Source organism: Hymenobacter sp. UYP22, assembly GCF_040547285.1.
In the GTDB taxonomy this organism is placed as follows: domain Bacteria; phylum Bacteroidota; class Bacteroidia; order Cytophagales; family Hymenobacteraceae; genus Hymenobacter.
On sequence record NZ_JBEPPK010000002.1, the window covers coordinates 355,209 to 381,592 of the forward strand.

Here is a 26,384-nt window from a genome sequence, read left to right on the forward strand (position 1 = left end):
GGACGCCCGCAGCTAGCAACCTGTTCTCTCCCGTTCCCTGCACTGTAGCCGCACAGCGCACCTTCTTTATCTGGCAATACGCAAGTGTGTTCAAGCTCAAAGACACGCCAAAATAGCAAACCGGAAATGCCTAGGCAGATTGTCGGCTCCAGCGCAACCGGCGGCACCGCACCAGCGCGGGCGTTTGCCGGAACAAGCGCCAATCTTGCTCCTTACTGGGCAGCTCCGCGTTCATCAGCCAATCCAGCGTGGCCGACAACTCCGAAAAGTATTGCACTTCGTAGGGCAGCACCCGGTGGGCAGAAGCCAGCAGCAGCCCTTCCACCACCATGCGGTTGTACACTTCAGCGGGCAGCAGCACTGCCAGCCGCCGCAACTCCGTCTGTCGCAGGCGGGGCAGCCAGTTAGTTTGAAGCCAGGTTTGCATGTCGGGGCTGATGGGGGGCAGCTGCTGCATATTGAGTAGCAGCTGCCGGGCCTGGTAGCGGCCTACTGCTACCAGCAACACCTCCAGTGAAGCCGCCAGATGCGCGCCCCCCATCCCAGCCGGGCGCCACAGCCGGAGCAGGCGGTGCCGGCTGTTGTAGCGGACAACCGCGCGGGTAGCGTCCATCTGAGCCGTTTTCATGGGCAGGTCGAAAATGTGCGTATACCCGAAGATACGCTTCTTCCCATCAGCCAGTCAGCTCTTTGGCTTAGCCAAGGCTGTTTGTCGACCAAGCGCCCGGCGCACCCTGTAACCGCCGCAGATTACCGGCCTAAACGGCATTTTCTACTTCTTCTTTTTCTTCCTGAAATACGCTTGCGCCTCGTTGTACGCTTCCGATTTGCGCTCCGCTTTCTGCTGCACCTCTTTGTAGTAGCGGCTAGCCTCGGCCGGCACTTGCTGCTTGTCGGCTATGCGGGCCAGATTGAGCAAAGCGTATAAGTAGAAGCCCTGCTTGGTGTCGCCGGTGCTTTCCGAAAACACTACGCACCGCTGGTAATACTCCTTGGCCTTCACGAGGTCCTTGTACTGGTTCTGCATCAGGCTACCCAGAAAGAACGTGGCGTAGCGCCCACTAATACCCTCGTAGCCCGGCAGCCCCCGGTTAATTTTGTCCAGAATGTCGCGGCTGGTGCGCTCACACTCGCGCAAGTCGCCTACCTGGTAGCTCATTAGAGCATAGAAGCGTTGCAAGTACCCGTTGTCGGGGTAGGTGGTGGCCATAGCCTGGGCCAGCGGCAATGCCTCCTGCGGCTTATTTTCCTGATTCTGCAAGATCTTCATCAGGAACACCTTGGCCTCCGGCGCGGTATAAAACCCATTGGCGGCCACGCCGCGCAGCTGGCTCAACCCCAGCTTTTTATTGCCTTTGGGGAAGAAGATGAGCACCGGTTTCAGCAGCGGATAGTTCTCGGAAATCCAGGGTGCATAGTAGTTGATCAGGGCCTGGCCAAACAGAAATTCCGGACTCAGGCCGTTGGCTTCCTTGCTTTTATCCAGGTAATCGAGGGCATTTTTGCTGGCAAAAGTGGCCTTGCGCCAGTTGTGCCGCTCCGAGTGCAGGCGGGCCGAAAACCCATAGGCCGCCGACAGGAAAAAACAGGCTTCGTAGTTCTTTTTATCCGCTTTGTACAGGGCCTCACCTTTGGTAATGGCCGTATCCATGTAGGCCAGAAATACCTTGTCGTACTGCTCGTTGGTGAGGTTGCTGGGCATGATTTTCCACCACGTAGTCAGGCCCAGCAAAAAGTAGGGCATGGGGTGGCTGGAATAGCGGCGGCGTAAGCTGCGGAACTGCCGCTCGGCCCGGTCGTGCTTGAAGTTGTAGATGTTGAATACTGCTCCTTCGAGTTCTGTCTGGATATCCTTGTCCAGCAACAGCCAGCCCGAAATATCAACGGCAGCCGGCGCTACGTCTATGTTAGAAAGGTCAATTTGCCGGGAGGAGCGGGCAGTATCGGGCTGCTGCGCCTGCGCCGTAAGGGCGAAGAGCATCAGACAGCCGAGCAAAAAGAGACGCATAAGTACAGCTTGGAGCTTCTAGTATACAGGATTCGGGCGGGAGACGCGACCTATCATACGTGCCGAAACAAAAAAAAGAGGCTGAAGCTCCCACAGCCTCAACCTCTTTAGCGTTTACCAAGTGCCAAAAGCCCTCAGGAAACGGCCAGCGGCTAAAATTCCCACCCAAAGCCGCTGGATGTCTGTTCCGAAAAACCGGCCTAGCGGCTGGTTACGGGCTGGCGGGTAAGCCAGCTATATGCGTTGTACTGACCGGGCGTAAAAATCCGCGCCAGCGTTTGTTCATAGGTTTGCTCAGCCTGCAAGGCCGCCGGGCTGGGTAAGGTGCGCTCCGATGCGGAGGCGGCAACCAGCCCGGGCCGCTCCGGGCTTTCACCCAGAGTGCTCAGCTGCTGAAAATACGTGCGGCTACTACGCTCCACGGCTTTTTGCTGCTTGCCCGAAAGCTGCAGCGCTGCGGCCAGGTAACGCGCTACCTGCTTGCTGCGAACTTCCACGGCGGCCGGGGTACTGGCAGCCGTTTGGGCTTTGGCCACATGGGAGCCAACTACCAACAGGGCCAACAGCGTAAGGGTCAGCAGACAAGTGGTTAGAAGTTTCATATGGGCAGCGTGATTCAGTTTTTCAAAGGTCAGGGTGAAATACGCGAAAAACCACTGCCCGGTTCGCCTTTTTTGGTGCCTTATTGACCAAATGTGTTAATTTCACGTTCCCACCAAGCCATTGAGGCATTACCGCTCCGTGAAACTCCAATTTGAACCCATCCACCCAACGGTTGACAGCTCTTTTACTCTCCTGCACTACACTGAGGTCAGCAAGGCCGAGCTGCTCTGGCATTATCATCCTGAGTATGAGCTGGTGTACATCCCGCAGGGGCACGGCCGCCGCCATATCGGGCAGCACATTTCCCGCTTCGAGGAAGGCGAGTTGGTGCTCATCGGGCCCGATTTGCCCCACCTTACCTTCAGCTACGGCCAGCCGGTAGGGGCACCCTTCGAGGAAATCGTGGTACAGCTGCGCGGCGACTTCCTGGGCCCCGATTTCTGGGAGAAGCCGGAGCTGGCCGCCATCCGGCAACTGCTGGCCCGCTCCCACGAGGGGTTGTCGTTTGGGGGCGCCACGCGCACGGCCGTGGGCCCCACGCTACGGCAGCTGCTGGGCGCGCCGCCATTCATGCGGCTGCTGCTGCTGCTGCAAGTGTTGCAGCAGCTGGCCCAGGCCCCGGCCACCGATATTCAGCCGCTGCATGCCGGTGCCGGGGGTCAGGGCCTGAGTGGCAAGGAACAGCAGCGCCTGAGCCGGGTGTACCAATTTGTGGAGCAGCACTACCAGCGCGCCAACCTCTCGGTGCAGGAAGTAGCCGATGTGGCCTACCTCTCGGTACCAGCCTTCTGCCGGTACTTCAAAAAGATGACCCGCCATACGCTCACCGATTTCCTGCAGGAATACCGGGTGGGCCAGGCCTGCCGCCTGCTCCTGGATGATGATTTGGCCGTGACGGAAGTGTGCTACTCCTGTGGGTTTAACAACCTGTCCCACTTCAACAAAACCTTCCGCAAGTTCACCGGCCAAAGCCCCACCGAGTACCGCCGCCAGCGCATGGGCAAGTAGAGCCGGAAGTGTGGGGCACGAGGGAACAAGCAAGGAAAAGCCAGTGTCTACCCGGGTAGATGCTGGCTTTCCTGTTCACGTTCTTTTTCTCCCTGCAACGGCTGCTGCCTGCCGCGCCCGAAAAACCGTTGGTGCTGCAAGCTGCCCCGTTTCCGGTGGCTAACCCGCTATTTTCGGTGGGGGCCGTGCGCGACGAACGGCCGGGGCGGCCGGCGGTGGCCTGGTTGCTGACGCCCACTTCCGCCACGGTGCAGCCCGTGGAGCTGCAGGGCGGCACGGAAGCGGCGCTGCGGCAGTTTGCGGCGCGCAGCTTACCTGCGGCGTCGGCACGGTACCGGGTAGCAATACGGGTGCTGGAATGCCGGGTGCAGGAAGTGCCGACTGCCAACCGGCAGGCGGCCGGGCAACTTACCGTGCGGCTGGCCTTCGACTGGCAGAACCCGGAAGGCCGCACCCACACACTTACCGAGTACCGCAGCGGGGCGCGTTACCAGCGCCCCCTCACCGACCGCACCGCCGTGGAGGCGGCCCTACAGCAAAACCTGCAGGGCGCATTTGGGTATCTGCAGCAGTGGCTGACGAAGGCCGTGCAGCAGGATGCCCGGCTGGCTACGGCCGTGCGCCCCACTTTTAGCTACGACACCCACCAAACGGAGCAGGACACGGTTTTTTACGACCCAAACCGCCCGCTTTCTTGGAACGACTTTACCGGGACACCCCGCTCGAAGGGCAAATACGCGGCGGCCGTGTACTCCAGCTTTGCGTACCAGGGCTGGCCTCGGCTTAACAACGGAGTAATTGACCTGAACATTCGGCTGAAGGTGTTTATGGTGCGCAGCTCTTCTTGGGTGGCGCCCGAGCAGCGTACGGCCTACAACCTTAACCACGAGCAGCGCCACTTCGATATTGTGCGCTTGGTGGTAGAACGATTCCGGCGCAAAGCCTCCCCTGACAGCCTCACGGTGGATGATTTCAACAGCATCCTGGGCTGGCAATATCTCAAGTCCTTCACCGAAATGAACCACCTGCAGGACCAATACGACCAGGAAACCCACGGCGGCATCGACGCAGCCGCCCAGGAGCGCTGGAACCGCCGCATTGATGCGGAGCTGCGGGGATACGGCGTGCTGCGGTAACAGGGGTTGTGGTTGGTTTGAAAGGAAAAAACCTCCAGTGTATAACCACCGGAGGCTTTTGTATACATCGTAAGCTAATTGATATCTACACCTTGATCCAGATAATACAATAAATAGGACTACAGGGGTGTGGCGGCCGTAGTAGTGCGCACAAACAGCAGGGCGTCGTAGGCTTCTGACAGCTTAAAGGGATAATAGGAATTCTTACCGCTGTCGGAGCTATAGCCAACCAGCCGGTGCGGACGGCGCACATCCTGCGCCTGCAGCTGTTTGGTGGTCACGTACAGTACTGGGGGCGTGAGGGCCTGCAGACTGGCTTCCCAGGAACCGGCTATAGGTGCTTCGAGCGGGTAGGAGGTCATGGGGCTAAGCGGCGAAATAAAATTGTGCGTTGTAGCGGCTACCGAGCCCGTAGCCGTGGAGGTAGCCAGCACATAGTACTGCCCGGGAAACATGCGCTCCAGAAACTTGCCGGTACCGCCGCCGTTGTTGTCGCCGGGTACGGCCAGGCGGCGCGACATATGCGCATTGTGCGCCCACACAATGACTTTGCTGCCTTTGTCGCGCACCAGAAACCGGGTCATTTCGGCCATCAGGCTGTCGCGCGACGACTCGTGCTTGTTTATTTTGGGCTGGTAGAAAGTATCGAAGTAGTGGTGCAGGTTCTGGAGGGCTCCGGCCACTACCGGCTGCTGATGCCGGGTAAGCTTGACCCCGGCCAGGGCCTTCTCCAGCTTGGCAGTGGCTTCGTAACCGGCCCAGCCGTTGGCCAGCATTTCGGGGCGCTTAAAAGGAATGCTCCGGTCATTGAGGTTCTGCCACACCTTGTCTTGGTACTGCGTGTGCTGCACCAGTTGCTCGGCCAGGGCTTTTATCTCGGGCGTTGAGTAGGCTAGCTGTTCGCGCAGCAGCTCGGCGGCCGTGGTACCAAACATGGCGTCAATGCCCCTAAGCTCCACTTTGCGCAGGTGAGTGGTATTGTACGCGTGCATCCAGTTGAGCATTTCCTCGGTTTCACGGTTTTGCCACATGCTTAGCAGGTGCTTTTTCATGAGCGGCTTCAGGTCGTCGATGGCAGCGGAGTGCACGGCCTGGTTGAGGCGGAAACAGTCGGCGTAGGTATTTTCGAGAGCAACCTGGTTGAAGCCTTCTTCTTCCATCAGGATGCGGGTAAGCCAGAACCGCAGCTTGTAGAACTCGGCCGTGCCGTGGGTGCCTTCGCCTAACGCCACCACTTTTTTGCCCCGCATTTGCTTGATGAGCGGCTGCACGCTCTGGCGGAAGAGGAAATAGCTCTGAGTATTCAGGGCATTCACGACTGAAGCATCGAGGATGATGCGAGCCGTGTCGGGGGCAGCAACTGGTGCAGCGGGTGCAGTCTGGGCCGTGGCAGCGGTGGAAGTCAGCAAAGCGGCAGCAAACAGGGAGCGGAGAATGGTTTTCATGGGAACCGGAGAAAGGAGGTGGCGGGGGAAAGGCCGGCCGTTCAGCGACTGGCAACGACACAAAGGAATAGCCCTGAGCCGGCGGAAAGAAGCTTTTTTAGACCACGGCGGGCCGCGAAGCGACGAAGCGGACGGGCCGGTTTTTTGGTCGAAAAAAACACCCCCGTTGGTCGAAATCCGGACCCAGGCATGCAGCGGACGGTCGGAAAATCCGCCAACTTGGCCCCATGCAACTCCCCTCCTTCACGTCTGCCTCCGACCGGCCCAGCCGCTTCCCGCTTATATTTGAGGGGCTGGTGTGGGCGCTGTACGTGGGCCTGTACAAGTACAATGGGTTCATGGTGGTGTCTATGCAGGCCAGGCCCAACCCGGAGTCCAACTTGCCGCATCCGCAGCTGATGCTGTTTGCGGTAGCGGCCACGCTCTATATCATTCCGTACTACCGGGGGCTGGTGCCAGCCCTGCTGCGCCGGCGGCGCTACCTGCTGCTGGCTCTGGGCTCGGTAGCGTATCTGTGGTGGGGCATCAAGCTGAACATGGCGCTGGCCCACGGCACGTTTCAGCACATGGCCAGCCCGCCCGAGCTGGCCGCTTACTACCACGCGGGCTACCTGGAGGCAACCACCAGCCTACTCACGCGGGCCCAGCCCTATATCAGCCTGCTGTTCACTGATTTGCTTACGTTCAGCTGCGTGGCGTTTATGCGGGCCGCTTTTGAACAGGAATACCGCCGCCGCCACCTCGAAAAAGACCATTTGGCCCTGCAAATGGAGCAGCTCAAGGCCCAGCTGCAGCCCCACTTTCTCTTCAACACGCTCAACAGCATCTACGGCCTCAGCCTGGCGGGCTCCCCGGAAACGCCCCGCTTTATTCTGCTGCTCTCGGAGCTGATGCGCTACGTGCTCTATGATAGTGGCAAGGCCCGCATTCCGCTGCCCGAGGAGGTGGCGTTTCTGGAGAACTACTTTGAGCTGGAGCAGCGCAAGTACGCCGGAGCCCGGGTCACGTTCAGGGCTGTGGGCGAGGCTGCGGGCGTGCAGGTACCTCCCCTGCTGCTGCTGCCGCTGGTAGAAAACAGCTTCAAGCACGGCCGCCACCACTTCACTGATGCTGCCGCCGTGGAGGCCACCCTAACCACCACGCCCGGCCGTCTGCACTTCCTCATCGAAAATGACCTACTGCCCGAAGCGCCGGCCACCTCGGCCAAACGCAGCGGCGGTATTGGCCTTGTGAACATTCGTCAGCGCCTGAACCTGTATTACCCCAACGCCCACGAGCTGCACCTCACTGAGCACAACGGCCGCTACCGCGCCGAGCTCACACTCCAAATTTAACCGTCCGTCAGGCTTCAGCTCTGCTTAGCATGGCAAGCTTACTTCCTTCGATTACCACCCATTACTTACTTCCTCAAGTATGACTACTACGCCTGCTCCCGTCCGTTGCCTGATTGTGGATGATGAGCCCCTGGCCCACCAGGTGCTCACCCAGTTTATTGGCCAGACGCCGGGCCTCACGCTCACGGGTAAGTGCCGCAACGCCATGGAAGCCTACGAGCACCTAGCCCAGCACCCGGTAGACCTACTGTTCCTGGATATTGAAATGCCGCTGGTAACGGGCCTGAACTTCCTGAAAAGCCTCACCCACCCGCCCAAAACCGTGCTGACCACCGCCTACCGGGAGTACGCCTACGAGGGCTACGAGCTGGATGTGCTGGACTACCTGCTCAAACCCTTCAGCTACGAGCGGTTCATGAAAGCCGTAGCCCGCCTGCCCGCCACCCAACCCGCCCCGCCCGCCGATAGCACCACCGAGAAATACCTGCTGGTAAAGGAGCGCCAGGGCCTGCTGAAAGTCCCGCACCGCGACATTGTGTACGTAGAGGGCTGCAAGGACTACGTGAAAATTACCACGGCCACCAAAAGCTACCTGCTGCACCACACCATGAAGGAAATGGTGGAAGTGCTGGGCCAGCCGTTTCTGCGGGTGCACCGCTCCTTTATTGTGGCCGCCGCCCACATTCGCATGCTCCAGCCCGATAACGTGCTGCTGCTGGACAATACGCTGCTGCCCATCGGCAACTCGCACCGGGCCGATTTGCTGGCCTATTTCAAGAAATAGTGTCTCTTTTGCTTTCCTATTGTCTCCTACTTATTCCCTACTTATATGCTGCGTAAATCCCTTTCCCTGCTGGCGCTGCCTCTGCTCTGGGCCGTCACCGCCTCGGCCCAGACGGCCCCGGCACCCACGTTCAACAAGGCCAAGCTCGACAGCCTGCTCACCATTCTGGATACCAACCACAAGCTGGCTGGTAGCCTGCAGCTGACCCAGAACGGCCAGGTGGTGTATAGCCGTGCCATCGGGCCCGAGCAGCCGGGCGTGCCGGCCACCACCACCACGCGCTACCGCATTGGCAGCATCAGCAAAACGTTCACGGCCACTATGGTGATGCAGCTGGTGGAAGAAGGCAAGCTGAAGCTGAATGCCCCTATTGCCACTTGGTTTCCGATGCTGCCCAACGCCACCACCATCACCGTCGACCACCTGCTGCACCACCGCAGCGGCCTCTTCGATTTCACGCGCGACCCGGCCTATGGGCAGTACATGACCCAGCCCAAAACCCAGGCCGAGCTGCTGGCCATCATCAGTGCCCGGCCCGTAGAGTTTGCGCCCGGAACCAAGTATGCGTATAACAACTCCAACTATGTGGTGCTGAGCTACCTGGTGGAAAAGCTTACCAAGCAGCCCTACGCCCAGGCCTTGCAAAAGCGCATTACCGGTAAGCTGGCCCTGCGGGACACCTACTATGGCGGCCGCATTGATAGCAAAAAGCACGAAGCGGCCTCGTTTATGTGGGATGGGGCTACTTGGCAGGTACAGCGGGAAACCGATATGAGCATTCCCAGTGGGGCCGGGGCCATTACCTCCACCCCCGCCGACCTCACGCGCTTTATTGAAGGCCTATATGCGGGCAAGCTGGTAAAGCCGGCCACGCTACAGCTCATGCAGACGCTGCAGGATGGCTACGGCAAAGGTCTGAGTCTGATACCGTTCAGCAACAAGCAGGGCTATGGCCACTTCGGCAGCATTGATGGGTACCGCTCGGCCCTCACCTACTTCCCTGCCGATAAGCTCACCATTGCCTACTGCGGGAACGGAGTGGCCAGTGGCTATAGCGTGAATGATCTGGTAATCGGGGCTCTGGCTATTTACTTCAACAAGCCCTACCCCCTACCCGATTTTAATGGACTTACCCTCACGGCGGCCGAGCTTAGCGCCTTTGTGGGCGAGTACACCAGTGCCCAAATGCCCCTAAAAATCAGCATCACGGCCGCCCAGAATACCCTCATGGCCCAGGCTACCGGCCAGAGTCCCTTCCCGCTCACGGCCAAATCCAAAACCACATTCGTGTACAGCACCGCCGGCATTACGATGGAGTTTGATGCGGTGGCCCACACCTTTACACTGCACCAGGGAGCTAACCACTTCCTGTTCACCCGCCAGTAGCCGGCAGCTACTCTGAAAATGCTAAACGGCCCCACCCGGAAAGTCCAGGTGGGGCCGTTGTGGTAAGTGGTAATGGCAGGAAGCTTATTTCTTCACTTTCACCTGTCCGTCGTCGGCGTCGCGCTTCACTTTGGTACCGTTGGGGTACTCCACTTTCGTGTCGCCGTCTTTGTCAATTTTCACGGTTTTGCCGTTGGCGTACTCAATCTTGGTTTCGCCGTTTTTCTTCTTGTCGTACTTCACAATGGCCGGGCCTTTGGGGCGGGCGGGCGTGGTTTCGCGGCTAGTAACTACTGTAGTAGTGGTGTAGGGCGTGCCATCGTAGTAGGTGCCGCGGTTGGAGGCGTAGGTATTGTACTGGGGCTCCGAGACGTAGGTCTTTACCTGGCGGTCGGTTTCGTCGTTTACCTGGCGCAGGGCAGCGTAGCGGCCGGTCGTGTCGGTGGTGTAGCGGGTATTTACTTCGTTGAGGCGGCGGCCCCGGGTGTAGTAGGTGTTGGTTACCTGGGTTACTACCACCGTATCGGTCAGTTTCAGGTCGTCGGCAATGCGGGCGGCGAGGTGGTCGGCCTCGGTGCGGTAAGCGGCCGTGTCGGTGGCCATGTTGGCATCGTTCACTACCACGGCCGTATCGGCGGCGGGGGTAGTGGCGGCATCTACGGCGGCGGGCTTATCCTGGGTACAGGAAGCTACCGCCAGGGTAGCGGCGGCAGAAAGAAAGAGCAGGGACTTATTCATGTGCTTGTCAGAGTAAAATACGCAGCAACCCGCCCTATATAGCAGATTGCAAAGGCTTGGGGGCTGATACGGCGCAGCTTCGGTGAGGGTTACGGCTGAGTTGGCTATAAAAAGTAGCTGCCCAGGCAACGGTTGGTCCAGCCCCAGCATCTGCCCGATATCAGGGCTTTCATCCTCCACTTCTTCCCATCTTTCCCATGAAAACGTTCTTCCTCTCCGCTTTTGCCAGTACCATTACCCTCCTGGCAGCCGGCCCGGAGGCCCAGGCCCAGCAGCTGCGCCCGGTTAGCGGGTTTCAGCAGTTGAAAGCCAGCGGCGCCATTGATGTATATATCAAGCAAGGCAGCACCACCGAAGTACGGGTAGAGGCGGAGCCCGATGTGCTTACGCACGTACACACGGAGGTGAAGGGCGCTACCCTGCTCATGTACCGCGACCAGGGCCTGTCGTCGTTGCTGTCCAACAAGAAAGTAAGCGTGTACATCACCTGCCCCACCCTTACCGGCGTGGAAGTAAGCGGGGCTAGCGACGTGAAAAGTGAAACCACCTTTACGGCCGATACCTTCACCATCCGGGCCAGCGGGGCCTCCGATGTAACCATGCGCCTGAACGTGAAAACCCTCACGGCCACCGCCAGCGGGGCCAGCGACCTGCGCCTGACAGGCCAGGCCGAGCGCCAGCAGATTACCATCAGCGGCAGCAGCGACTACAAGGGCTACGAGTTGCAGAGCCGCACGGCCAGCGTACAGGCCAGTGGCGCCTCCGATGCCTACGTAGCCGTAACCGACGAGCTGCAAAGCCGCGCTTCCGGTGCCAGCGACGTGCATTACAAAGGCAAACCCCGCCTCACCCGGTAGTCACCATTTCCTTCTTGCAAAGGCCCGGCAGACTGATCTGCCGGGCCTTTTTCGTGGGAGCCAGGAAGCGGCCCAGCCGGAACGCGGTACCTTTGCCCCCATGACTGCGCACCGCCACTTCCTGCTATACAAGCCCTACGGCTACCTCAGCCAGTTTATGAGCAACTGTGCCCGGGAGGCCCGCAAGAAGAAATTCCTGGGAACCCTCCACGATTTTCCGGCGGAAACCATGGCCGTGGGCCGCCTCGATGAGCACAGCGAGGGCCTGCTGCTGCTTACCACCGATGGCCGGGTAAGTGAGCAAATTCGCCGTAAGGACGTGGAGAAAGAATACTATGCTCAGGTAGACGGCATTCCCACCGACGAGGCCATCATGCAGCTGGAGGCCGGCATTGAAATTGCGCACCGTAGCGTGCTCTACCACACTTTGCCAGCCCGGGTGCGGCGCCTGGCCACCGACCCAAACCTACCGGCCCGGGGCCAGAAAATCCGCGACGAGCGGCATGGCCCTACCAGCTGGGTCAGCATCATTGTAACGGAGGGCAAATTCCGGCAGGTGCGCAAGATGACGGCCGCCGCGGGCTACCCTACCTTGCGTTTGGTGCGGGTACGGGTGGGTAACATCTGGCTCACGGATATGCAACCCGGCGAAGTGCGGGAGGTAGCGGAATTTCCGGTAATGAATACGACGGCGCACCCCCCTAACAATGGGCGCTGAACAAGCAGAAATATTGCCGTTTTTAGAGTACCTTTACTGCCTTTCTTAGCACATCTGCTACTGCTTTCAGCACCGGCCACCCACTCCGGCACTTTCTCTAAGCCGGCGATTCTCTGCTTTGGTAGTACCCGGCTGCTGCACCCAGCGGCCCGTACCAACAGAATAGTATCCGCCCGGAACCTTGTCGGGCTCCGGATTGTCCTATTCTGGTTACGCTCCATTATACTCCGCTGACCGTACCTGTTTGTTAGGGCGGCCACTTACTTTGACTAAAACACTCGAATGGGTAGATCACAAGCCACCTTCGGCAAGAGGGAAAATGAAAAGAAACGCCTGAAAAAACGTCAGGACAAGGAAGAGAAGAAAGAAGAGCGCCAGGCCAACGCCAAGAAAGGCCAGGGCCTCGACGAGATGATGGCCTACGTAGATGAGTTTGGCAACATCAGCTCCACTCCTCCCGATCCAAACCGGAAAAAGCAGGAGATTAAGCTGGAGGATATTCAGCTGGGCGCCGCCCGCGTGGTGGAGTCGGACGAGGACCCTATCCGGACTGGTACGGTTACGTTCTTCAACGAATCGAAGGGCTACGGCTTTATTAAGGACAAGGCTACCGGCGAGAGTGTATTCGTGCACGTGAACCAGGTGCAAACCTCGGCTCCTCTCAAAGAAAACGACAAAGTAGTTTTCGAGGTGGAGATGGGTCAGAAAGGCCCTAGCGCCGTGGGTGTGAAACTAGCCCCTACCGCATAAGCTCTACCGCTACATTCCGCTTGTATAGCAAGACGACGGCCGCTCTGGATAGAGTGGCCGTCGTCTTTTTTAGTGGCGGCGGGTGGCGCCCAGCCCAGTGACTTGCGCCCTTACCTGGCAGCAATTGAGCGTGGCGCACATGGCTTGTTTGAGTTTTGCGCTGCTGTCTGCGTGCGCAGTGGGCCGGTTGTTGGCAAACCCCTATTTTGCGTGCTAGTGCAATGCAATAGTTTATTTCATGCTTCCTCTATCGTTCCGGGCTTTTCTCTGTGGCTTCCTGCTTTACCTGTTATCCGCTGTGGCCCGCGCCCAAACAGCGCCGCCCGAGCCCGACCTGAGCGCCTTTTATGACCAGCTGAACGCCTATCGCACGGCCCGCTACCAGCCCCTTCCCGACCTGGAAGCCCTGCAACTGCCGGCTACCTTTTCGGGGGCTGAACTGAAGGCCCTGCGCCTGCAGGAGCGCCATATTGTACGCATTGACCTGGTATATACCGCTTTTCGGCTCAACCCCAGCTTCAACCAGCGCCAGCTTAACCTGAGCCGCATCCGTAACCTGGCTGCCGCCGTGCCGGGGCTGTTGCAGGATGAATCGGTGACGTGGACGCTGGTGGAACAGACTGGCTGCAATAGCCCTGCCGAGTGCCAGCCGTTTTTCCACGGGTTTGTGGTGTACGTGGCCCGGCACGCCACCGCCGCCACCAGCCGTGCCGACCTCGACAGCCTCACCCGCAAGCTACGGGTGCTGGATAAGAAGCGGCCCAAAGCCAGTAAGAAGTCCCAGGGCAAGAAGGTGGCCTGCAACCTGCCCGGCTCCCGCTACACCAACCGGCAGATGGCCCGCAGCCTGCGCCGCCTGTATAAGTGCCCCCAGCGTGAGGCCCAACTAGTGAAGTTTCAGCTGACAGTGGACGCCCGCGGCACCGTGCAGAAGGTGAAACTCCTGCCCACCGCCCGGCCCGTGTGCGTGGCCGAGCTGGAAGACGCCATTCGGCAAAGCGTGGCCTTTACCACCGGCTTCCCGATTGATAGGAAGATGTTTCCGTTTCTGGCTACCGGGGCCATTCGGCTGCCCATTGGGCCGCTGCAGCTGCTGGGCCCGGCCGATATGGGCTTCACCCACTTCGCCCTGCCCGACTCGGCTGCCCGGCTATACCGGGTATTTCTCAAGCACAAGAACAAGCAGCACAAGCAGGACTACTGCGACGCGCGTATCACCAAGAAAGGCGAGCTATTGGCCGCCGCCGATACCGCCTCCGAGGAACTGGCCCTGCCGCCCGATGCCAACGTGGTAAGCCGGGTGCTGCAGCGCCACCCCGAGTGGAACAAGGAAGTGGTGGTGACGGACGTAACCGGCAGCATGTTCCCCTACACCTACGATTTGCTGGCCTGGCTGCAGCTTAGCGCCCTTGAAGACGAGAAAACCTTCGTGTTCTTCAACGACGGCAACGACCAGCCCGACAAAGACAAGCGCGTGGGCAAAACCGGCGGCCTCTACCATGTGCGCACCGACAGCTACGAGGCCATCAAGAACAAGCTCATTGAAACCATGAAGGCCGGCGGCGGCGGCGACGCGCCCGAAAACGACGCTGAGGCCCTGCTCTACGCCCAACAGCTGGCCGCCGCCCCCGACTCGGCCGAGCTCATCCTGCTAGCCGACAACTACACCTTCCCCCGCGACGCCAAGCTGCTCAAAAACACCACCGCCCACGTCTGCATCATCCTCTGTGGGGTCCGCGACTACATCAACCCGCGCTACCTCGCCCTAGCCCGCAAGCACGGCTTCACCCTCCACACCATCGAGGGCGACATCGAGAACCTGAGCAAGCTGCTGGAAGGCGAAACCATCACCATCCAGGGCCAGCAGTACCAAGTGACGAAGGACGGGTTTAAGCTGGTGCAGAAGACGTGAGATTCACTTTCGTTCTGAATTTTGCATTCGCTTGGCTGTGCCGAGTGAGGGCGGCTACTTCCGCGCCAGAATTGAGCAGTGGGAATGGTATTGGGGTGCTTGGAGCCTAGCAGTGCTTATGTACTCGCTCGGTTGTGCCGGATGGATGTATATGCTGATGATGAGAGTGTTTGGTTGGGGCAGCAGCAGCATTTCTATATTACTTTGCGTCACAGTACATATAGCAATTATCATTTCCTCTGACTAATGCGGCTTTTCTCCTACAGTGCGTGTGTATTACTGATTACCTCAGGATGCACAGTTTTCAGCCCGTACAAAAACACACGGGATTATTGGTACTACAATAGTCTAAGTGCTTCTGAGAAAGAGATGATAGAAGTTCAGAAACAAATCAGTAAAGATTGGCATGGCACAAATAAAAACGGGGATTCAACACTAGGTAAACTGATAATAATCAAGGACACTTTAGGCCTTTTTACTTTCATAGAAACAGGAGTTTGGCGGCATAAATATGTAGGGCAGGCAGCCAAAGGATGGCGTGGTATTGTCACAGACTCAATTGTATATGACGACCACGGCAACATACTATACAGGGAAGAATATCTCGACGAAAACCAAGATGCTATTGGGCCTTACTTATTTGAAAAGTGGACTGCTAGTAAAACAGACAGCCTTAGGCAAACTGTAACTTCTTATTATCCGAATGGTCAAGTAAGATATACACAGCAAGCAACTGTGCTCAACCCAACGGAGCTGGTTACAGACTATAGGAAACGTAAGGTGTTGCGCAGTACGAAAGCATACGATGAAACTGGGAAGTCTATTTCTACGCAAGAATTAGAAAAGCTGCTCTATGTGTGGTATCAGCCGCACGTTTCAATGAAGCTAACGAAATAGACATAGAAACGGCTGCAACTCATAAGAGCTGCAGCCGCTTTGGTTTCTAGCATAAGCGCCGAAATTACATGTGAATCGCCCGATTCTCAGTAGCCGCCAAGCATGCTTCCTTCATGGCTTCGGCGTAGGTGGGGTGGGCGTGGCTCATGCGGGCTACATCCTCGGCGGAGGCGCGGAACTCCATGGCCGTTACGGCTTCGGCAATGAGGTCGGCAATGCGGGGGCCAATCATGTGCACGCCCAGGATTTCGTCGGTTTCCTTGTCGGCCAGCACTTTCACGAAGCCGTCGAGGTCCATGGAGGCGCGGGCGCGGCCCGAGGCGCGGAACGGGAACGAGCCGGTTTTGTAGGCTTTGCCCTGCTCCTTTAGTTGCTCTTCGGTATAGCCCACGCCGGCCACTTCGGGCCAGGTGTACACCACGCCGGGGATGAGCAGGTAGTTGATGTGCGGCTTCTGGCCCACAATGGTTTCAGCCACGAACACGCCTTCTTCCTCGGCCTTATGGGCCAGCATGGCCCCGCGCACCACGTCGCCGATGGCGTAGATGCCGGGCACGTTGGTTTGCAGGTGCTCATCCACCTTAATGCGGCCCCGCTCTTCCATCTGCACGCCGGCAGCTTCCAGGTTCAGGCCCGCGGTGTAGGGCACGCGGCCCACGGCCACTAGGCAGTAGTCGCCCTCAAACTTCACTTCCTCGCCCTTGGGGTTGGTAGCGGTTACCGTCACGGCGTCGCCCTCGCGGGTAGCGCCGGTTACCTTGTGGCTCAGGAAGAACTCGATGCCGATTTTGCCCAGGATGCGCTTCAGCTCCTTGCCCAGGCCGCGGTCCATAGTCGGGATGAGCGAGTCCATGAACTCCACCACCGACACTTTCGCGCCGAGACGGGCGTACACGGAAGCCATTTCCAGCCCGATTACGCCGCCGCCAATCACAATCATGTGCTTGGGTACCTCGCGGATGTTCAGGGCTTCGGTGCTGGTGATGATGCGCTGCTTGTCCTGCTGGATGAAGGGCAGCACGGTGGGCTTGGAGCCGGTAGCAATGATGACGTTTTTGGTCTCAATCTGCTGGGCCTCGCCGCCGGCCGTGGGCGCAATGCTGATGTGGTTCTTATCGACAAACGAACCAACGCCGTGGATGACGTCGATTTTGTTCTTCTTCATCAGGAACTGGATGCCGTCGGTATTGGCCTTCACCACCCCGTTTTTGCGGTCGATGAGCTGGTTCATGTTGATCTGCAGGTCGCTCAGCTCAATGCCGTGCTCCTTGAAGGTGTGGCCGGCATTGTGGAAATGCTCCGTCGAATCGAGCAGAGCTTTGCTGGGAATGCAGCCCACGTTGAGGCAGGTTCCTCCCAGGGTATCGTATTTCTCGATGAGGGCCGTTTTGAGGCCGAGCTGGGAGCAGCGGATGGCCGCCACATAACCGCCGGGGCCGGAGCCGATAACGGTAACGTCGTATTGGTTCATGCTAGGGTGAATTCGGTGAGAATCAACTAAGCGCGAAGGTACGGATGGTGAAGTTGTGAAGTGGGGAAATTGTGAAGTTGTTCCGGTCCGGCGGCTGCAAGCCGTCGGGCCGGTTGCCGCGTGCTGACGGTGGAACTGCCTAGGAAGTCGGCGGGGCATACCCTGCCTACCATCTTTAGTGAAGCGAAAGGCCCTTTCGTATTTGCCTGGGTCGCACAGCTGTGGTAGGATCCTTGGTGCGGCTCCGGATGACGCTATTTGCGTGGGCTCGTTGCTACGCCGTGGTGCGGGTGGGCCGGACGACAACCGGCCCGACGGGCTGCGCCCGCCGGACCGGAACCGCTCTGAGGCCTTCTCACTCATTCGCGCACACGCCAAACGGCTCCCTCTACCGGCCGGGGCCGGCGGGGGAGCCGTTGTAACAACAGAGCAGCGCAAAAAACCGGCTTCCGTTGCGGGCGGAATGCGGATATGCAGCGCCGGTGGTTAACCTACCGGTTCTTTCTGTCGATTTTTTGTTGGGCCGTAACCCTGAAAAAAGAGCGAAGCGCCGCCTCACTTCCGGGCCGCCCGAACGGCTCCCCTGCAGCTACCCAGGCGGCGTTGCAGCAGCACTTCGCGTTAGGCTGCGCGCAGAGCCGGCGCCGTTTCCAGCTGCTCGGCCAGCGTGCGAAGAATGTTCCGCGCCAGCGCCAGGTTGGTGGTTTGCGCATCCACAACCAAGGCAATCAGCTGCTCGCCCGTACTGGTGAGGCGGAGCAGGTGCAGCTGGCTGGACAGCGTAATCAGAATATCCTGCATCTGCTCGTTGGCCAGACCCAGGGCCGCTAGCGCCTCGTGCTTGCGCTGCACCAGTCCCACCTGAAAGCGGGCCGCCGTGGACCAATCGAGAGCAGGAGTGGCCGAATACGCCGCCAGGCTGACGCCCGAAGCCATATCGATTACCGTTACCGCCAGGGCCAGCGGCAGTTCCAGGCGGAGCTGGTTAACCAATTCCATTGCTTGCCGGGCCAGGGCTTTTCGGCGCTTATGCAGGGCTGGTTGCCGGGTAGCTTTCTTTCGGTATGATTTGGGCTTCACGCGGAGTAAAAAAGGGCGAACGAATACAATGCGTCGCTGACAGCCAGTGGCCAGTAGAATGGGAGGAAAGCGGCGTGGCCGATTTGAAGTTGGTCGGCGCGCACAGCTCCGCGTTGTTCAATTACGGGACATGGATTCACTTCTCTCTACACCGTTCCGACAGCCAAGCCGCCAGAGCACATACTAGTTAGAACTGCCACCAGTGGCGTTTGCCGGCCTTGGCGCGGGGGTGCAGCGTTACGTCGGCTTTACCAGTTGTTTTCACGCCTACTTGCGCATCCTGGTAGCCCGCGTAGCCATAGTGCAGGGCCGTAGTACCCACCGGAACCTGCAGCACGTACTCACCCTGGGCGTTGGTAGATGCGCCCCGGTAGCTGCCGGGCTGCAATACGGTAGCCCCAATCAGCGGGTCGCCGTTTTCGTCCAGGATGCGGCCGCGCACGGTAACCATGGTGCGGGCACTGCTGGCTTCGGCACTGGTCAAGGTGGCTTCGGCTAGCTCAACGGGCGTGGCTATGGCTTCTACGGGGGTGCTATCGGCCAGCGGGATTCGCTCGGAGGGCAGGCGCGTACCGGCAAATACCATGGTGCCCACCAGTACGGCCGAGGCTACCAGGCCGGTAGCGCGGCGGCGGAAGCGTACGGGCTCGGTGCGGATATACAACAGCTGTTTCTGCACCCAGGTAGGGGCCGTTTCGGCTTCCTCGGTTGCGCGCAGGTCCTGCCAGCGCGTGAGGGTTTCGTGGGCCTGGCCGGCGTCGCGGTGCAGATAGGCTTCCACGGCTTTAGCGGAGGCTTTGCTCAGGTCGCCGCGCAGGTAGGCGTCGCGGTACACCGGCAGCAGCTCGCCGGTAGTGGGGTTGAAGGGAGAAGCAGTAAGTTTCATACAAGCAGTAGTGGGTAAGGGGTGAGAAAAGAAACAACTGCCTGAGAACGGGTGCCACCTCTACCGCATCATGGTTCGCAGGTGCGCATTACCTCCCGGGCAATACCTAAGTTGGTGTCTCGGCAATCCACGGCCACGTACAAAAACCGTTGCCCATCGGGCAGGAGCCGCAGCAAGTGCAGTTGGGTACGCAGGGTAATCAGGAGCTCCGTGAGCTGTTCATCGGGGGGGAGCTGCAGGGCCCGCATGGCCTGCTGCTGCTGCCGGATTACCTCGGCATTGAACCCAATAATTTTGGCCGGATTAAACTCCCGGGCCGTGGTATAAGAAGCCAGCAGCTGGCCCGTAGATATCTGCCCCACGGCGGCGGCCAGCATTTCAGGCAGCCCGTGCAGTACGTGCTGCAGCAGTTGCTCAGCCGCCGTGCGTACGGGCCCGGTTGGGGCCACGCCCACAATCTTATTGATGGGCGGACCGGTAAGCGTTTGAAGTTGATTCAGGAAAGGAATCTGCATAAGGAAGGCCACCAAAAGCGTTGCGTACCAGCCGCCCGCTCCCGGCCGAGCCGGTGTATGGCCGAAGCATCGGCTGCCCGGGCCAGGGGCCCAGGCCCGGCTCTACCGGGGCAGCCACCAGGGGGGTGTGCTGCCCCGGTAAAGGGAGCCGCAGCCGCTTACTAGTTCAGGGCTGGCGCGTGGCTGCGCAGCACTTCCCGGGCAATGGCCAGGTTGGTATCCCGCGAGTTCACCACCAGGTAGATGAACTTGTTGTTTTCGGTGATTTTCAGCAGGTGAATCTGGTTCGACAGCGTAATCAGAATGTCCTCAATTACTTCGCCGGTGAGCTTGAGGGCGGCCATAGCCTTCTGCTTCTGCTTTACCACCTCGGTGTTGTAAGCCGCCGCCGTATCGGGGTTGATGCTGGGCGAGTTGGTGTGCGAAGCCAGGCTCATGCCGGAGGTAGTATCTACCACGGCCACGGCCACTAGGCCGGGCAGGTCGTTGATGATTTCTTGTACTACTTTACCAGCGGTGTTGTTCGTAGAGTAAGCCATGATACAGGGGGAAGTGAAACTGTGTGGAAGTGAAAAGCCACCACTGCCTCGCGCCTGCTGTTGCCCTTCCTGCTCTGCCGGCCCACGCGTTGACCTTCAGGTACTGGATATAGAGTTAGTGCAAGCGCAAAAGACAGCTACTTGTCTGGCCGGGTTAACCGACTGAAAAACAAGCTGACTTGCTCTACAAAACTCCTCCATTCCTCTCCGAAAAGAAATGATGCAGATCAACTAATAAAATGATTGTAATCAAACTTTTCCCGGCTCACACAGCGCGGGAACCCATATTGGGATATAAATAATGCTATTTCAGCAAGTTTACTCACAACTTGGGCAAAAACAAAGCTCCCCAGGTAGTTTTCACTGCCTGGGGAGGTACGGAGAAGAGCAAAACCCGGTTTTGGCGAAGCTGCTTTTTAGTTGTACATGCTGGCCAGCTGGTTCAGCCTGGGCTGCGAAAGTACCGTGATGCGGCTACCCTGCGTGGCCACCAAGCCTTCATCCCGAAACTCGGAAAGCAGGCGGCTGGCGGTTTCCTTGGTTGTGCCGGTTAGGGCGGCTAGGTCCTCGCGCGAAACTGGAATGCTGAAGGGCGTATCGGTGTCGGGCTGAAAGGCTTGGTACAGGAGCAGTAGAGCTTCGGCCAGCCGCTCCCGCACGGGTTTGTAGGCCGTGTGCAGCAGGCGCTCCTCGGCCTCGCCCAGGTTACGGGCCATCAGGCGCAGCAGGGAGTTGGAGAACTGGGAGTTCTGCTCCAGCAAGCTGAAAAAATCGGGGCGCGGAATCAGGCACACCACGCAGTCGGTGAGGGCGGTAGCGGCCGTGGTGCACACCTGCCCCATCATCAGGGAGCGGTAACACAGCACGTCACCCTCGCGGGCCAGCCTGATGATTTGCTCTTTGCCATCGGCGCTGAGCTTGGAAATCTTCACCTTGCCCTGGTACACGCAGTACAGCCCCACGGCGCGGCTCCCCTGCTGGAAAATCACCTGGCCTTTGCTGTACGCCTGGTGCAGCTTGCCCCCCGCCACCAACGACAGCTCCGCGTGCTGGCAGGCTCCCAGCAAGGAGCGTTCAAAGTTGGGGCAAGCCTCACACGTGAGCGGAACGGAGGGCGCTACCATACCTGTGACAGGATTGCAGAAAGCACAGTTGGCAAAGCCTTCATACAGCTTATTAACTTACTTTCTTTATTGTAGAATAATACCATTTTTCTTCACAGTTCATTCAACGCACTACCTAACCATTTAAATCAGCAGAGAAACTATTTAAACCCAGCCGTCTGATTAAAGAATGATTAAAACGCACCAAATATACATTTTCAACAATTATAAAGTTCTTTATGGTCACGAATTCAACGCGGTAAGCTCAGCTAGCAAATTTCCCATAATGAACGGGGCAGTAGCAAAATAAAACAATTCGCCAGCATTTATTCAGCCAGTACTCCAATATAATAATTCTGCGTATCCACTTCCATATTCTCGCGTGTCAGATTGGGAACAGGGAACGTTTGAAACTTGGTTGACACGGGCACTAATTGGTAGTTACCGCCTTTGGCCCGCAGGCGCACAGGCAGGCTGAACCCAGCTTCATTGGCAATCCAGCGGGCTTGGGCAGGGCCCTCTTTAGGGAAGCGCACCTCCAGTACCGGCAGGCCTGGGTGGCGCAGGTACTGGTTGAACACCGGCGTCAGGTCCTGGCCGATCTGCTGGTTGAAGTAGCCAATGACCTGCTCCGTGGTAATGGTTTGATGGAAGAACTGCCTGTTGAGGCCCCGCAGCAGCTCCCGCCACTTGGCATCATCGGGCACATAAGCCGTCCGGATTAGGTTGAGCACATTGCTGCCTTTGTCATACATATCGGAGGAGCCCTCCCGGTTTACGCCGTACGTGCCAATGATGGGGGCGTCGTTCTGGATGTTGCGGCGCTGCCCGTGGATGTACTGCTGGGCCGCCTCTTTACCAAACTGGCTTTCCACGAACAGGGCCTCGGAGTAGGTGGTAAACGACTCATGAATCCACATATCGGCAATATCCTGGCTGGTAAGGCTGTTGCCGAACCACTCATGGCCGCTTTCGTGAATGATGATGAAGTCCCACTTACCGCCCCAGCCCGTGCCCGACCGGTCGCGGCCCAGGTAGCCGTTCAGGTACTTGTTGCCGTAGGCTACGGCACTCTGGTGCTCCATGCCCAGGTGGGGCGCATCAATGAGCTTATAGCCATCCTTATAGAAAGGGTAAGGACCAAACCACGACTCCAGGCTTTTGAGCATGGGCTTTACGTTGGCGGCAAACTGGGTTTTGGCTTTGGCCAAGTTTTCGGGCAGCACCCAATAATCCAGCGTAAGGCGGCCCTGCTCCCCCTGGTACTCATCACCGAAATGCACGAAGTCGCCCACGTTCAGGGCCACATCGTAGTTATTGATGGGGTTGCCCACAAACCAGTCGTAGCGGGTGGCACCGCCTTTCAGGGCCGTGGTGCGGCGCAGGCGGCCATTGGATATGTCTTTGAGGCCCTTGGGCACCGTTACGCTGATCAGCATGGAATCTACCTCATCAACCTGCTGGTCTTTGCAAGGCCACCAGATGCTGGCGCCCACCCCCTGGCAGGCCGAAGCTACCCAGGGCTTGCCCTTGGCATCCTGGGCGTACACCAAGCCACCATCCCAGGGGGCCTGTTTGGCCTCGGTGGGCTGGCCGGAGTAGAATACGGTGAAGGCCGCTTGGCTGCCCTTCTGAATTACCGCCGGAAACGTGACGAACACAGCGTTGGCCTCGCGGGTGAAGGGCAGCGGCTTGTTCTGGTACTCCACCTTCTCCACTTTCAGATTGGCAAACAAATCAAACTGCAGGCGGCTGAAATCCTGAGTGGCCGTGAAGCGGAACTCGTTGGAGCCGCGCAGGGCTTTGCGGGCCGGGTCCACCTGCACATCCAGGTGGTAGTAGTTCAGGTCATAGCAGGTGCGCAGCGCCGACTGGTAGCCCCGTAATGAATCGGCGCGGGTGTAGGCGGCTTTGGGTTGCAGAAGCTGAGCCTGGGCAGTGGTTAGCAGGCTGGCGAAAATCACGCTGAGAAGAAAACGCACGGCAATACTCACGTTGGGTACAAAGCAAAGAACGGCACCCCGGGCGAAACGCTGCACTAGCGGCGGTTTTTCAGACCCGCTACCTTATTAGGGTGAAGAGCTACCTGATTCCAGGAACTGGGGGTTTATTGCTACTTTTCCCAAGCTGAACCGTGTTGTTTGGCTACTGCCCGGGGTTCTGGAGCCTTACAGCTCCATATACCAGCAGCCTCACTCCTCTACGCCGCCCGCTTACAGCATGCGTTGTAACCTGATAGTCAAGGCTTGGCAGCAGAGCAAGCAGAACAAAACAGGCGACAGACTATTATCTTACCAAGCAGCGTACTTCCGTTACCATTCGCTTACTTGTTCCTCCCGCTCTGAGTACCACACCTGGCAACTGTACCAACCTAGCCGCCACCCTTTCAACCAATCTGCCCCCGTTGAGCTTTGTAGGAATTAAAACCGTGTGGCTTCATGTGTTGGCGCTCAGCCTGCTGAGCTTCTGGCTGGGGGGCTGCACATCGGAGGCGAAAGAGCCGGTGTACCGCATCGGCTTTTCGCAGTGCACCACCAATGACGCCTGGCGTCGGGCCATGCTGGCCGGCATGGAAAAGGAGCTCAGCTTCCACCCGAACGTGCAGTTTCAGATGCTGGATGCCAACAACGACAGTGACCTGCAGCGCCGGCAGGTGCGGGAGCTGATTCGGCAGAAAGTAGACCTGCTGCTGATTTCGCCCAACCAATCGGGCCCGCTTACGGCGTTGGCGGAGGCGGCGTATAATCAGGGTATTCCGGTGGTAATTCTGGACCGGCGCACCACTTCTCGCCTGTATACGGCTTACGTGGGCGGCAACAACCAGGAGGTAGGGCGCACCGCCGGGCGCTACGCGGCCCAGTTGCTGAATGGGCGCGGGCAAGTGCTGGAAATCACCGGCACGCCCGGCTCCTCCCCCGCCACCGACCGGGACCGGGGTTTTCGGCAGGCTCTCCAGGAGTATCCGCAGGTGAGGCTGGCAGCGCAGGTAGAGGGCAACTGGCAACCGGCCTCGGTATTCCGCCGCCTGCCAGCCGTACTACGAGCCAATCCTGACATCAACTTGATTTTTGCCCACAACGACCCCATGGCCCGTGCCGCCCACCAGGTGCTGCGGCAGCTGGGCCGAGTGGAACAGGTGCGCATTATCGGGGTAGATGGTCTCTCGGGGCCCGGCAACGGCTTGCAGCTGGTAGAAGACGGGGTGCTACAGGCTACGCTACTCTACCCCACTGGGGGAGAAGAAGCCATCCGGACGGCCCTGCGCATTTTGCGCCACGAGCCCTACCTCAAGGATAATGTACTGAGCACCATGATAATTGACTCATCCAATGTGGGCACTATGCGCCTGCAAACGGAGGCCCTCACTGCGCAGCGTCAGGATTTGCAAGTGCAGCAGCGCCGCCTGCGGGAGCAAATGCGCCGCTATGCCAGCCAGAAAGTTGCCGTGTATCTGTTGCTGGCAAGTTTGGCCGTAGCCACGCTGCTGGGGGCGCTGGCGTGGCGCTCTTCGCGTATCAACCGCCGCATCCGGGAAGTGCTGGAAGAGCAGAACGCCAAAATCAGTGCCCAGCGCAACCAGATTGCCGAGCTAGCGGAGGATGCTCGCCGGTCGTCGGAGGCCAAGCTGCGGTTCTTCACCAATTTTTCCCACGAATTGCGCACCCCACTTACCCTTATTCTGGGGCCAGTGGAGGACTTGCTCAGCAACTCCAGCGAGCTAGCGGCAGCCCAGCGCCAGGATTTACAGTTGGTACGCCGCAACACCCAGCGCCTGCTGCAGCTCGTGAACCAGTTGCTCGACTTCCGCAAAATTGACGTGGGCAAAATGGCCGTGCGCGCCACTCAGGGCAACCTGGTAGCCTTTGTGCGGGAGCTGATGGATGTGTTTGAGAAAACGGCTCTGCGGCGCAACATTACCTTCCGTTTTCTGCCGGCCGAGCCCGTTATTACGCTCTGGTTTGATGGGGATATTCTGGACAAGGTGTTTTCCAACCTGCTCTCCAACGCCTTCAAATACACCCCCGACGGGGGCCAGGTGGTGGTGAGTATGCAGCGCAACCCGGCTGCCAACACCGTGCGCATTAGTGTGGAGGACAACGGCCGGGGCATTGCCGAAGTGGACCAGCCCCATATTCTGGGCTGGTTCTACCAGGGCAGCCAACCTTCGGCCAACGGCTCGGGCTTGGGGCTGGCCCTAGCCGATGGCCTCACCCGTTTGCACGAGGGTACCCTGTCGTTTAGGAGCCAGCCCGGCCACGGCAGCACGTTTGAGGTCACGCTGCCCCTGGAGAAGCCCGCCACGTTCCTGGATGCCGAGCAGGCGCTACCCCACCTCCCCCTGGTGCCCGACGATCTGCTGGATACCGAGCCCGCTCTAGCAGTGGAGGATACCTCAGTAACCCGCACCGCTACTACCGCCCTGGTTGTTGAAGATAATGAGGAGGTGCGCGCCTTCTTGGTACAGAAGCTGCAGCCCCACTTCCAGGTAAGCACTGCCGCCGACGGAGCCACCGGCCTGCGCCTGGCCCACGAAACCATTCCGGACGTAATTGTGTGCGACGTGAACCTGCCGGAGCTAAGCGGCCTAGCCGTGGTAACGGCCCTCAAAGGCGACTGGCGCACCTCCCATATTCCGCTGGTGCTGCTCACGGCCCAAAATGCCCCCGAGCAGCAGATTGAAGGCGTGCAGGCCGGTGCTGACTTATACCTGACCAAGCCTTTTAACCCTACCTTCTTGGTAGAAAGCCTGCGCACGTTGCTGCGCAACCGGGACCAGCAGAGGGAGCATTTCCGCCGGGAGCTGTCGGTGGATACGGCTACGGTGGCGCCCCAGCGCGTGGATCAGAAATTTCTAGCGGACCTGACGGCCATTATTGAAGCCAACCTGGACCGGCCTGGCCTGAGCGTGGATGATATTGCCCGCAGCCTGGGGGTGTCGCAGATGCAGCTGTACCGCAAAGTGAAGGCCTTGCTGGGCACCGGCGTTACCGACTGCATCCAGAACCTGCGCCTCACCAAGGCTCGGCAGCTGCTACTCCAGGAGGGCAGCACGGTGGCCCAGGTAGCTTACCAAACGGGCTTCTCCTCTCCTTCTTACTTCGCCACCTTGTTTAAGACCAAGTACCAGGTTTCGCCTTCCGAATTTAAGGCCCTGCACACCGCCATGTAAACGCGGACGGTTGGTGGTGGTGGCTGGCTCGTTGTGCTTTGCGC

23 protein-coding genes are annotated in these 26,384 nt (G+C 58.9%); 11 read left to right on the forward strand and 12 right to left on the reverse strand.

Annotated features, from left to right (window positions below; genetic code table 11):
• Positions 1-130: 130 nt before the first annotated feature.
• The 3 genes from ABIB60_RS04915 to ABIB60_RS04925 form a co-directional block, all read right to left on the reverse strand.
• Entirely contained in the window at positions 131-628 is a 498-nt protein-coding gene (locus ABIB60_RS04915) for a hypothetical protein (RefSeq protein WP_354578115.1), read from the reverse strand.
• A 144-nt stretch (positions 629-772) separates the two neighbouring features.
• A complete protein-coding gene (locus ABIB60_RS04920) occupies positions 773-2,008 on the reverse strand; it encodes a tetratricopeptide repeat protein (protein WP_354578117.1) in 1,236 nt (411 codons plus the stop codon).
• Positions 2,009-2,208: 200 nt separating this feature from the next.
• Positions 2,209-2,610: a hypothetical protein gene (locus ABIB60_RS04925; protein ID WP_354578119.1), complete on the reverse strand. Its 402-nt coding sequence runs from the start codon at positions 2,608-2,610 to the stop codon at positions 2,209-2,211.
• 139 nt (positions 2,611-2,749) lie between these two features.
• Here ABIB60_RS04925 and ABIB60_RS04930 point away from each other — a divergent pair, with 139 nt between their 5' ends.
• Positions 2,750-3,619, forward strand: a complete 870-nt coding sequence (locus ABIB60_RS04930) for an AraC family transcriptional regulator (protein WP_354578120.1) — start codon at positions 2,750-2,752, stop codon at positions 3,617-3,619.
• Between the two features lie 59 nt (positions 3,620-3,678).
• Complete coding sequence (locus ABIB60_RS04935; RefSeq protein WP_354578122.1) at positions 3,679-4,755, forward strand: hypothetical protein; 1,077 nt, start codon at positions 3,679-3,681, stop codon at positions 4,753-4,755.
• A 119-nt stretch (positions 4,756-4,874) separates the two neighbouring features.
• Here ABIB60_RS04935 and ABIB60_RS04940 read toward each other — a convergent pair whose 3' ends face one another.
• On the reverse strand, positions 4,875-6,200 hold the full coding sequence (locus ABIB60_RS04940) for an erythromycin esterase family protein (protein WP_354578124.1): 1,326 nt from the start codon (positions 6,198-6,200) through the stop codon (positions 4,875-4,877).
• Positions 6,201-6,427: 227 nt separating this feature from the next.
• Between ABIB60_RS04940 and ABIB60_RS04945 the strand changes: the two genes are divergently transcribed.
• From ABIB60_RS04945 to ABIB60_RS04955, 3 genes are all read left to right on the forward strand, one after another.
• Positions 6,428-7,534 (forward strand): sensor histidine kinase, encoded by a 1,107-nt coding sequence (locus tag ABIB60_RS04945; protein ID WP_354578126.1) that lies wholly within the window; start codon positions 6,428-6,430, stop codon positions 7,532-7,534.
• Positions 7,535-7,613: 79 nt separating this feature from the next.
• Complete coding sequence (locus ABIB60_RS04950) at positions 7,614-8,318, forward strand: LytR/AlgR family response regulator transcription factor (RefSeq protein ID WP_354578127.1); 705 nt, start codon at positions 7,614-7,616, stop codon at positions 8,316-8,318.
• A 45-nt stretch (positions 8,319-8,363) separates the two neighbouring features.
• Positions 8,364-9,704, forward strand: coding sequence for a serine hydrolase domain-containing protein (locus ABIB60_RS04955; RefSeq protein ID WP_354578129.1), 1,341 nt, complete (start codon positions 8,364-8,366; stop codon positions 9,702-9,704).
• 84 nt (positions 9,705-9,788) lie between these two features.
• Here the strand turns inward: ABIB60_RS04955 and ABIB60_RS04960 are convergent, their stop codons facing one another.
• Positions 9,789-10,442, reverse strand: a complete 654-nt coding sequence (locus ABIB60_RS04960; protein WP_354578131.1) for a T-complex 10 C-terminal domain-containing protein — start codon at positions 10,440-10,442, stop codon at positions 9,789-9,791.
• Positions 10,443-10,639: 197 nt separating this feature from the next.
• Between ABIB60_RS04960 and ABIB60_RS04965 the strand changes: the two genes are divergently transcribed.
• The 5 genes from ABIB60_RS04965 (at position 10,640) to ABIB60_RS04985 (ending at position 15,576) form a co-directional block, all read left to right on the forward strand.
• Positions 10,640-11,299, forward strand: coding sequence for a head GIN domain-containing protein (locus ABIB60_RS04965; RefSeq protein ID WP_354578133.1), 660 nt, complete (start codon positions 10,640-10,642; stop codon positions 11,297-11,299).
• Between the two features lie 100 nt (positions 11,300-11,399).
• The gene (locus ABIB60_RS04970) at positions 11,400-12,017 is read left to right on the forward strand and encodes a pseudouridine synthase (RefSeq protein WP_354578135.1); all 618 of its coding nucleotides are present in this window, start codon (positions 11,400-11,402) and stop codon (positions 12,015-12,017) included.
• Positions 12,018-12,299: 282 nt separating this feature from the next.
• A complete protein-coding gene (locus ABIB60_RS04975) occupies positions 12,300-12,767 on the forward strand; it encodes a cold-shock protein (protein ID WP_315997208.1) in 468 nt (155 codons plus the stop codon).
• Positions 12,768-13,005: 238 nt separating this feature from the next.
• Positions 13,006-14,679 carry a hypothetical protein gene (locus ABIB60_RS04980; protein WP_354578137.1) on the forward strand — a complete coding sequence of 558 codons (1,674 nt, stop codon included), beginning with the start codon at positions 13,006-13,008 and terminating at the stop codon, positions 14,677-14,679.
• A 246-nt stretch (positions 14,680-14,925) separates the two neighbouring features.
• Positions 14,926-15,576 (forward strand): hypothetical protein, encoded by a 651-nt coding sequence (locus ABIB60_RS04985; protein WP_354578138.1) that lies wholly within the window; start codon positions 14,926-14,928, stop codon positions 15,574-15,576.
• 64 nt (positions 15,577-15,640) lie between these two features.
• Here ABIB60_RS04985 and lpdA read toward each other — a convergent pair whose 3' ends face one another.
• From lpdA to ABIB60_RS05020, 7 genes are all read right to left on the reverse strand, one after another.
• Positions 15,641-17,047, reverse strand: coding sequence for a dihydrolipoyl dehydrogenase (lpdA, locus tag ABIB60_RS04990; RefSeq protein WP_354578139.1), 1,407 nt, complete (start codon positions 17,045-17,047; stop codon positions 15,641-15,643).
• 621 nt (positions 17,048-17,668) lie between these two features.
• A complete protein-coding gene (locus ABIB60_RS04995) occupies positions 17,669-18,127 on the reverse strand; it encodes a hypothetical protein (protein WP_354578141.1) in 459 nt (152 codons plus the stop codon).
• Between the two features lie 187 nt (positions 18,128-18,314).
• Positions 18,315-19,013, reverse strand: a complete 699-nt coding sequence (locus tag ABIB60_RS05000) for a carboxypeptidase-like regulatory domain-containing protein (protein ID WP_354578142.1) — start codon at positions 19,011-19,013, stop codon at positions 18,315-18,317.
• A gap of 68 nt (positions 19,014-19,081) precedes the next feature.
• On the reverse strand, positions 19,082-19,528 hold the full coding sequence (locus ABIB60_RS05005; protein ID WP_354578143.1) for a hypothetical protein: 447 nt from the start codon (positions 19,526-19,528) through the stop codon (positions 19,082-19,084).
• Between the two features lie 161 nt (positions 19,529-19,689).
• Positions 19,690-20,067, reverse strand: a complete 378-nt coding sequence (locus tag ABIB60_RS05010) for a hypothetical protein (RefSeq protein WP_354578144.1) — start codon at positions 20,065-20,067, stop codon at positions 19,690-19,692.
• A 416-nt stretch (positions 20,068-20,483) separates the two neighbouring features.
• Complete coding sequence (locus tag ABIB60_RS05015) at positions 20,484-21,191, reverse strand: Crp/Fnr family transcriptional regulator (protein WP_354578145.1); 708 nt, start codon at positions 21,189-21,191, stop codon at positions 20,484-20,486.
• A gap of 305 nt (positions 21,192-21,496) precedes the next feature.
• On the reverse strand, positions 21,497-23,152 hold the full coding sequence (locus ABIB60_RS05020; RefSeq protein WP_354578147.1) for a M1 family metallopeptidase: 1,656 nt from the start codon (positions 23,150-23,152) through the stop codon (positions 21,497-21,499).
• A 422-nt stretch (positions 23,153-23,574) separates the two neighbouring features.
• On the opposite strand from ABIB60_RS05020, the gene ABIB60_RS05025 reads away from it, so the two are divergent.
• The gene (locus ABIB60_RS05025; protein WP_354578148.1) at positions 23,575-26,340 is read left to right on the forward strand and encodes a substrate-binding domain-containing protein; all 2,766 of its coding nucleotides are present in this window, start codon (positions 23,575-23,577) and stop codon (positions 26,338-26,340) included.
• Positions 26,341-26,384: the final 44 nt, after the last annotated feature.

Bases quoted from the DNA above. Each gene is read 5' to 3' on its own strand.
- ABIB60_RS05000 (WP_354578142.1), bottom strand. From the start codon at position 19,013: ATGAAACTTACTGCTTCTCCCTTCAACCCCACTACCGGCGAGCTGCTG.
- ABIB60_RS05005 (WP_354578143.1), bottom strand. From the start codon at position 19,528: ATGCAGATTCCTTTCCTGAATCAACTTCAAACGCTTACCGGTCCGCCC.
- ABIB60_RS04985 (WP_354578138.1), top strand. From the start codon at position 14,926: ATGCGGCTTTTCTCCTACAGTGCGTGTGTATTACTGATTACCTCAGGA.
- ABIB60_RS04965 (WP_354578133.1), top strand. From the start codon at position 10,640: ATGAAAACGTTCTTCCTCTCCGCTTTTGCCAGTACCATTACCCTCCTG.
- ABIB60_RS04960 (WP_354578131.1), bottom strand. From the start codon at position 10,442: ATGAATAAGTCCCTGCTCTTTCTTTCTGCCGCCGCTACCCTGGCGGTA.
- ABIB60_RS04915 (WP_354578115.1), bottom strand. From the start codon at position 628: ATGAAAACGGCTCAGATGGACGCTACCCGCGCGGTTGTCCGCTACAAC.
- ABIB60_RS04925 (WP_354578119.1), bottom strand. From the start codon at position 2,610: ATGAAACTTCTAACCACTTGTCTGCTGACCCTTACGCTGTTGGCCCTG.
- ABIB60_RS04940 (WP_354578124.1), bottom strand. From the start codon at position 6,200: ATGAAAACCATTCTCCGCTCCCTGTTTGCTGCCGCTTTGCTGACTTCC.
- ABIB60_RS04945 (WP_354578126.1), top strand. From the start codon at position 6,428: ATGCAACTCCCCTCCTTCACGTCTGCCTCCGACCGGCCCAGCCGCTTC.
- ABIB60_RS04975 (WP_315997208.1), top strand. From the start codon at position 12,300: ATGGGTAGATCACAAGCCACCTTCGGCAAGAGGGAAAATGAAAAGAAA.
- ABIB60_RS04950 (WP_354578127.1), top strand. From the start codon at position 7,614: ATGACTACTACGCCTGCTCCCGTCCGTTGCCTGATTGTGGATGATGAG.
- ABIB60_RS04970 (WP_354578135.1), top strand. From the start codon at position 11,400: ATGACTGCGCACCGCCACTTCCTGCTATACAAGCCCTACGGCTACCTC.
- ABIB60_RS04935 (WP_354578122.1), top strand. From the start codon at position 3,679: ATGCTGGCTTTCCTGTTCACGTTCTTTTTCTCCCTGCAACGGCTGCTG.
- ABIB60_RS04955 (WP_354578129.1), top strand. From the start codon at position 8,364: ATGCTGCGTAAATCCCTTTCCCTGCTGGCGCTGCCTCTGCTCTGGGCC.
- ABIB60_RS04920 (WP_354578117.1), bottom strand. From the start codon at position 2,008: ATGCGTCTCTTTTTGCTCGGCTGTCTGATGCTCTTCGCCCTTACGGCG.
- ABIB60_RS05010 (WP_354578144.1), bottom strand. From the start codon at position 20,067: ATGGCTTACTCTACGAACAACACCGCTGGTAAAGTAGTACAAGAAATC.
- ABIB60_RS04980 (WP_354578137.1), top strand. From the start codon at position 13,006: ATGCTTCCTCTATCGTTCCGGGCTTTTCTCTGTGGCTTCCTGCTTTAC.
- lpdA (WP_354578139.1), bottom strand. From the start codon at position 17,047: ATGAACCAATACGACGTTACCGTTATCGGCTCCGGCCCCGGCGGTTAT.
- ABIB60_RS05015 (WP_354578145.1), bottom strand. From the start codon at position 21,191: ATGGTAGCGCCCTCCGTTCCGCTCACGTGTGAGGCTTGCCCCAACTTT.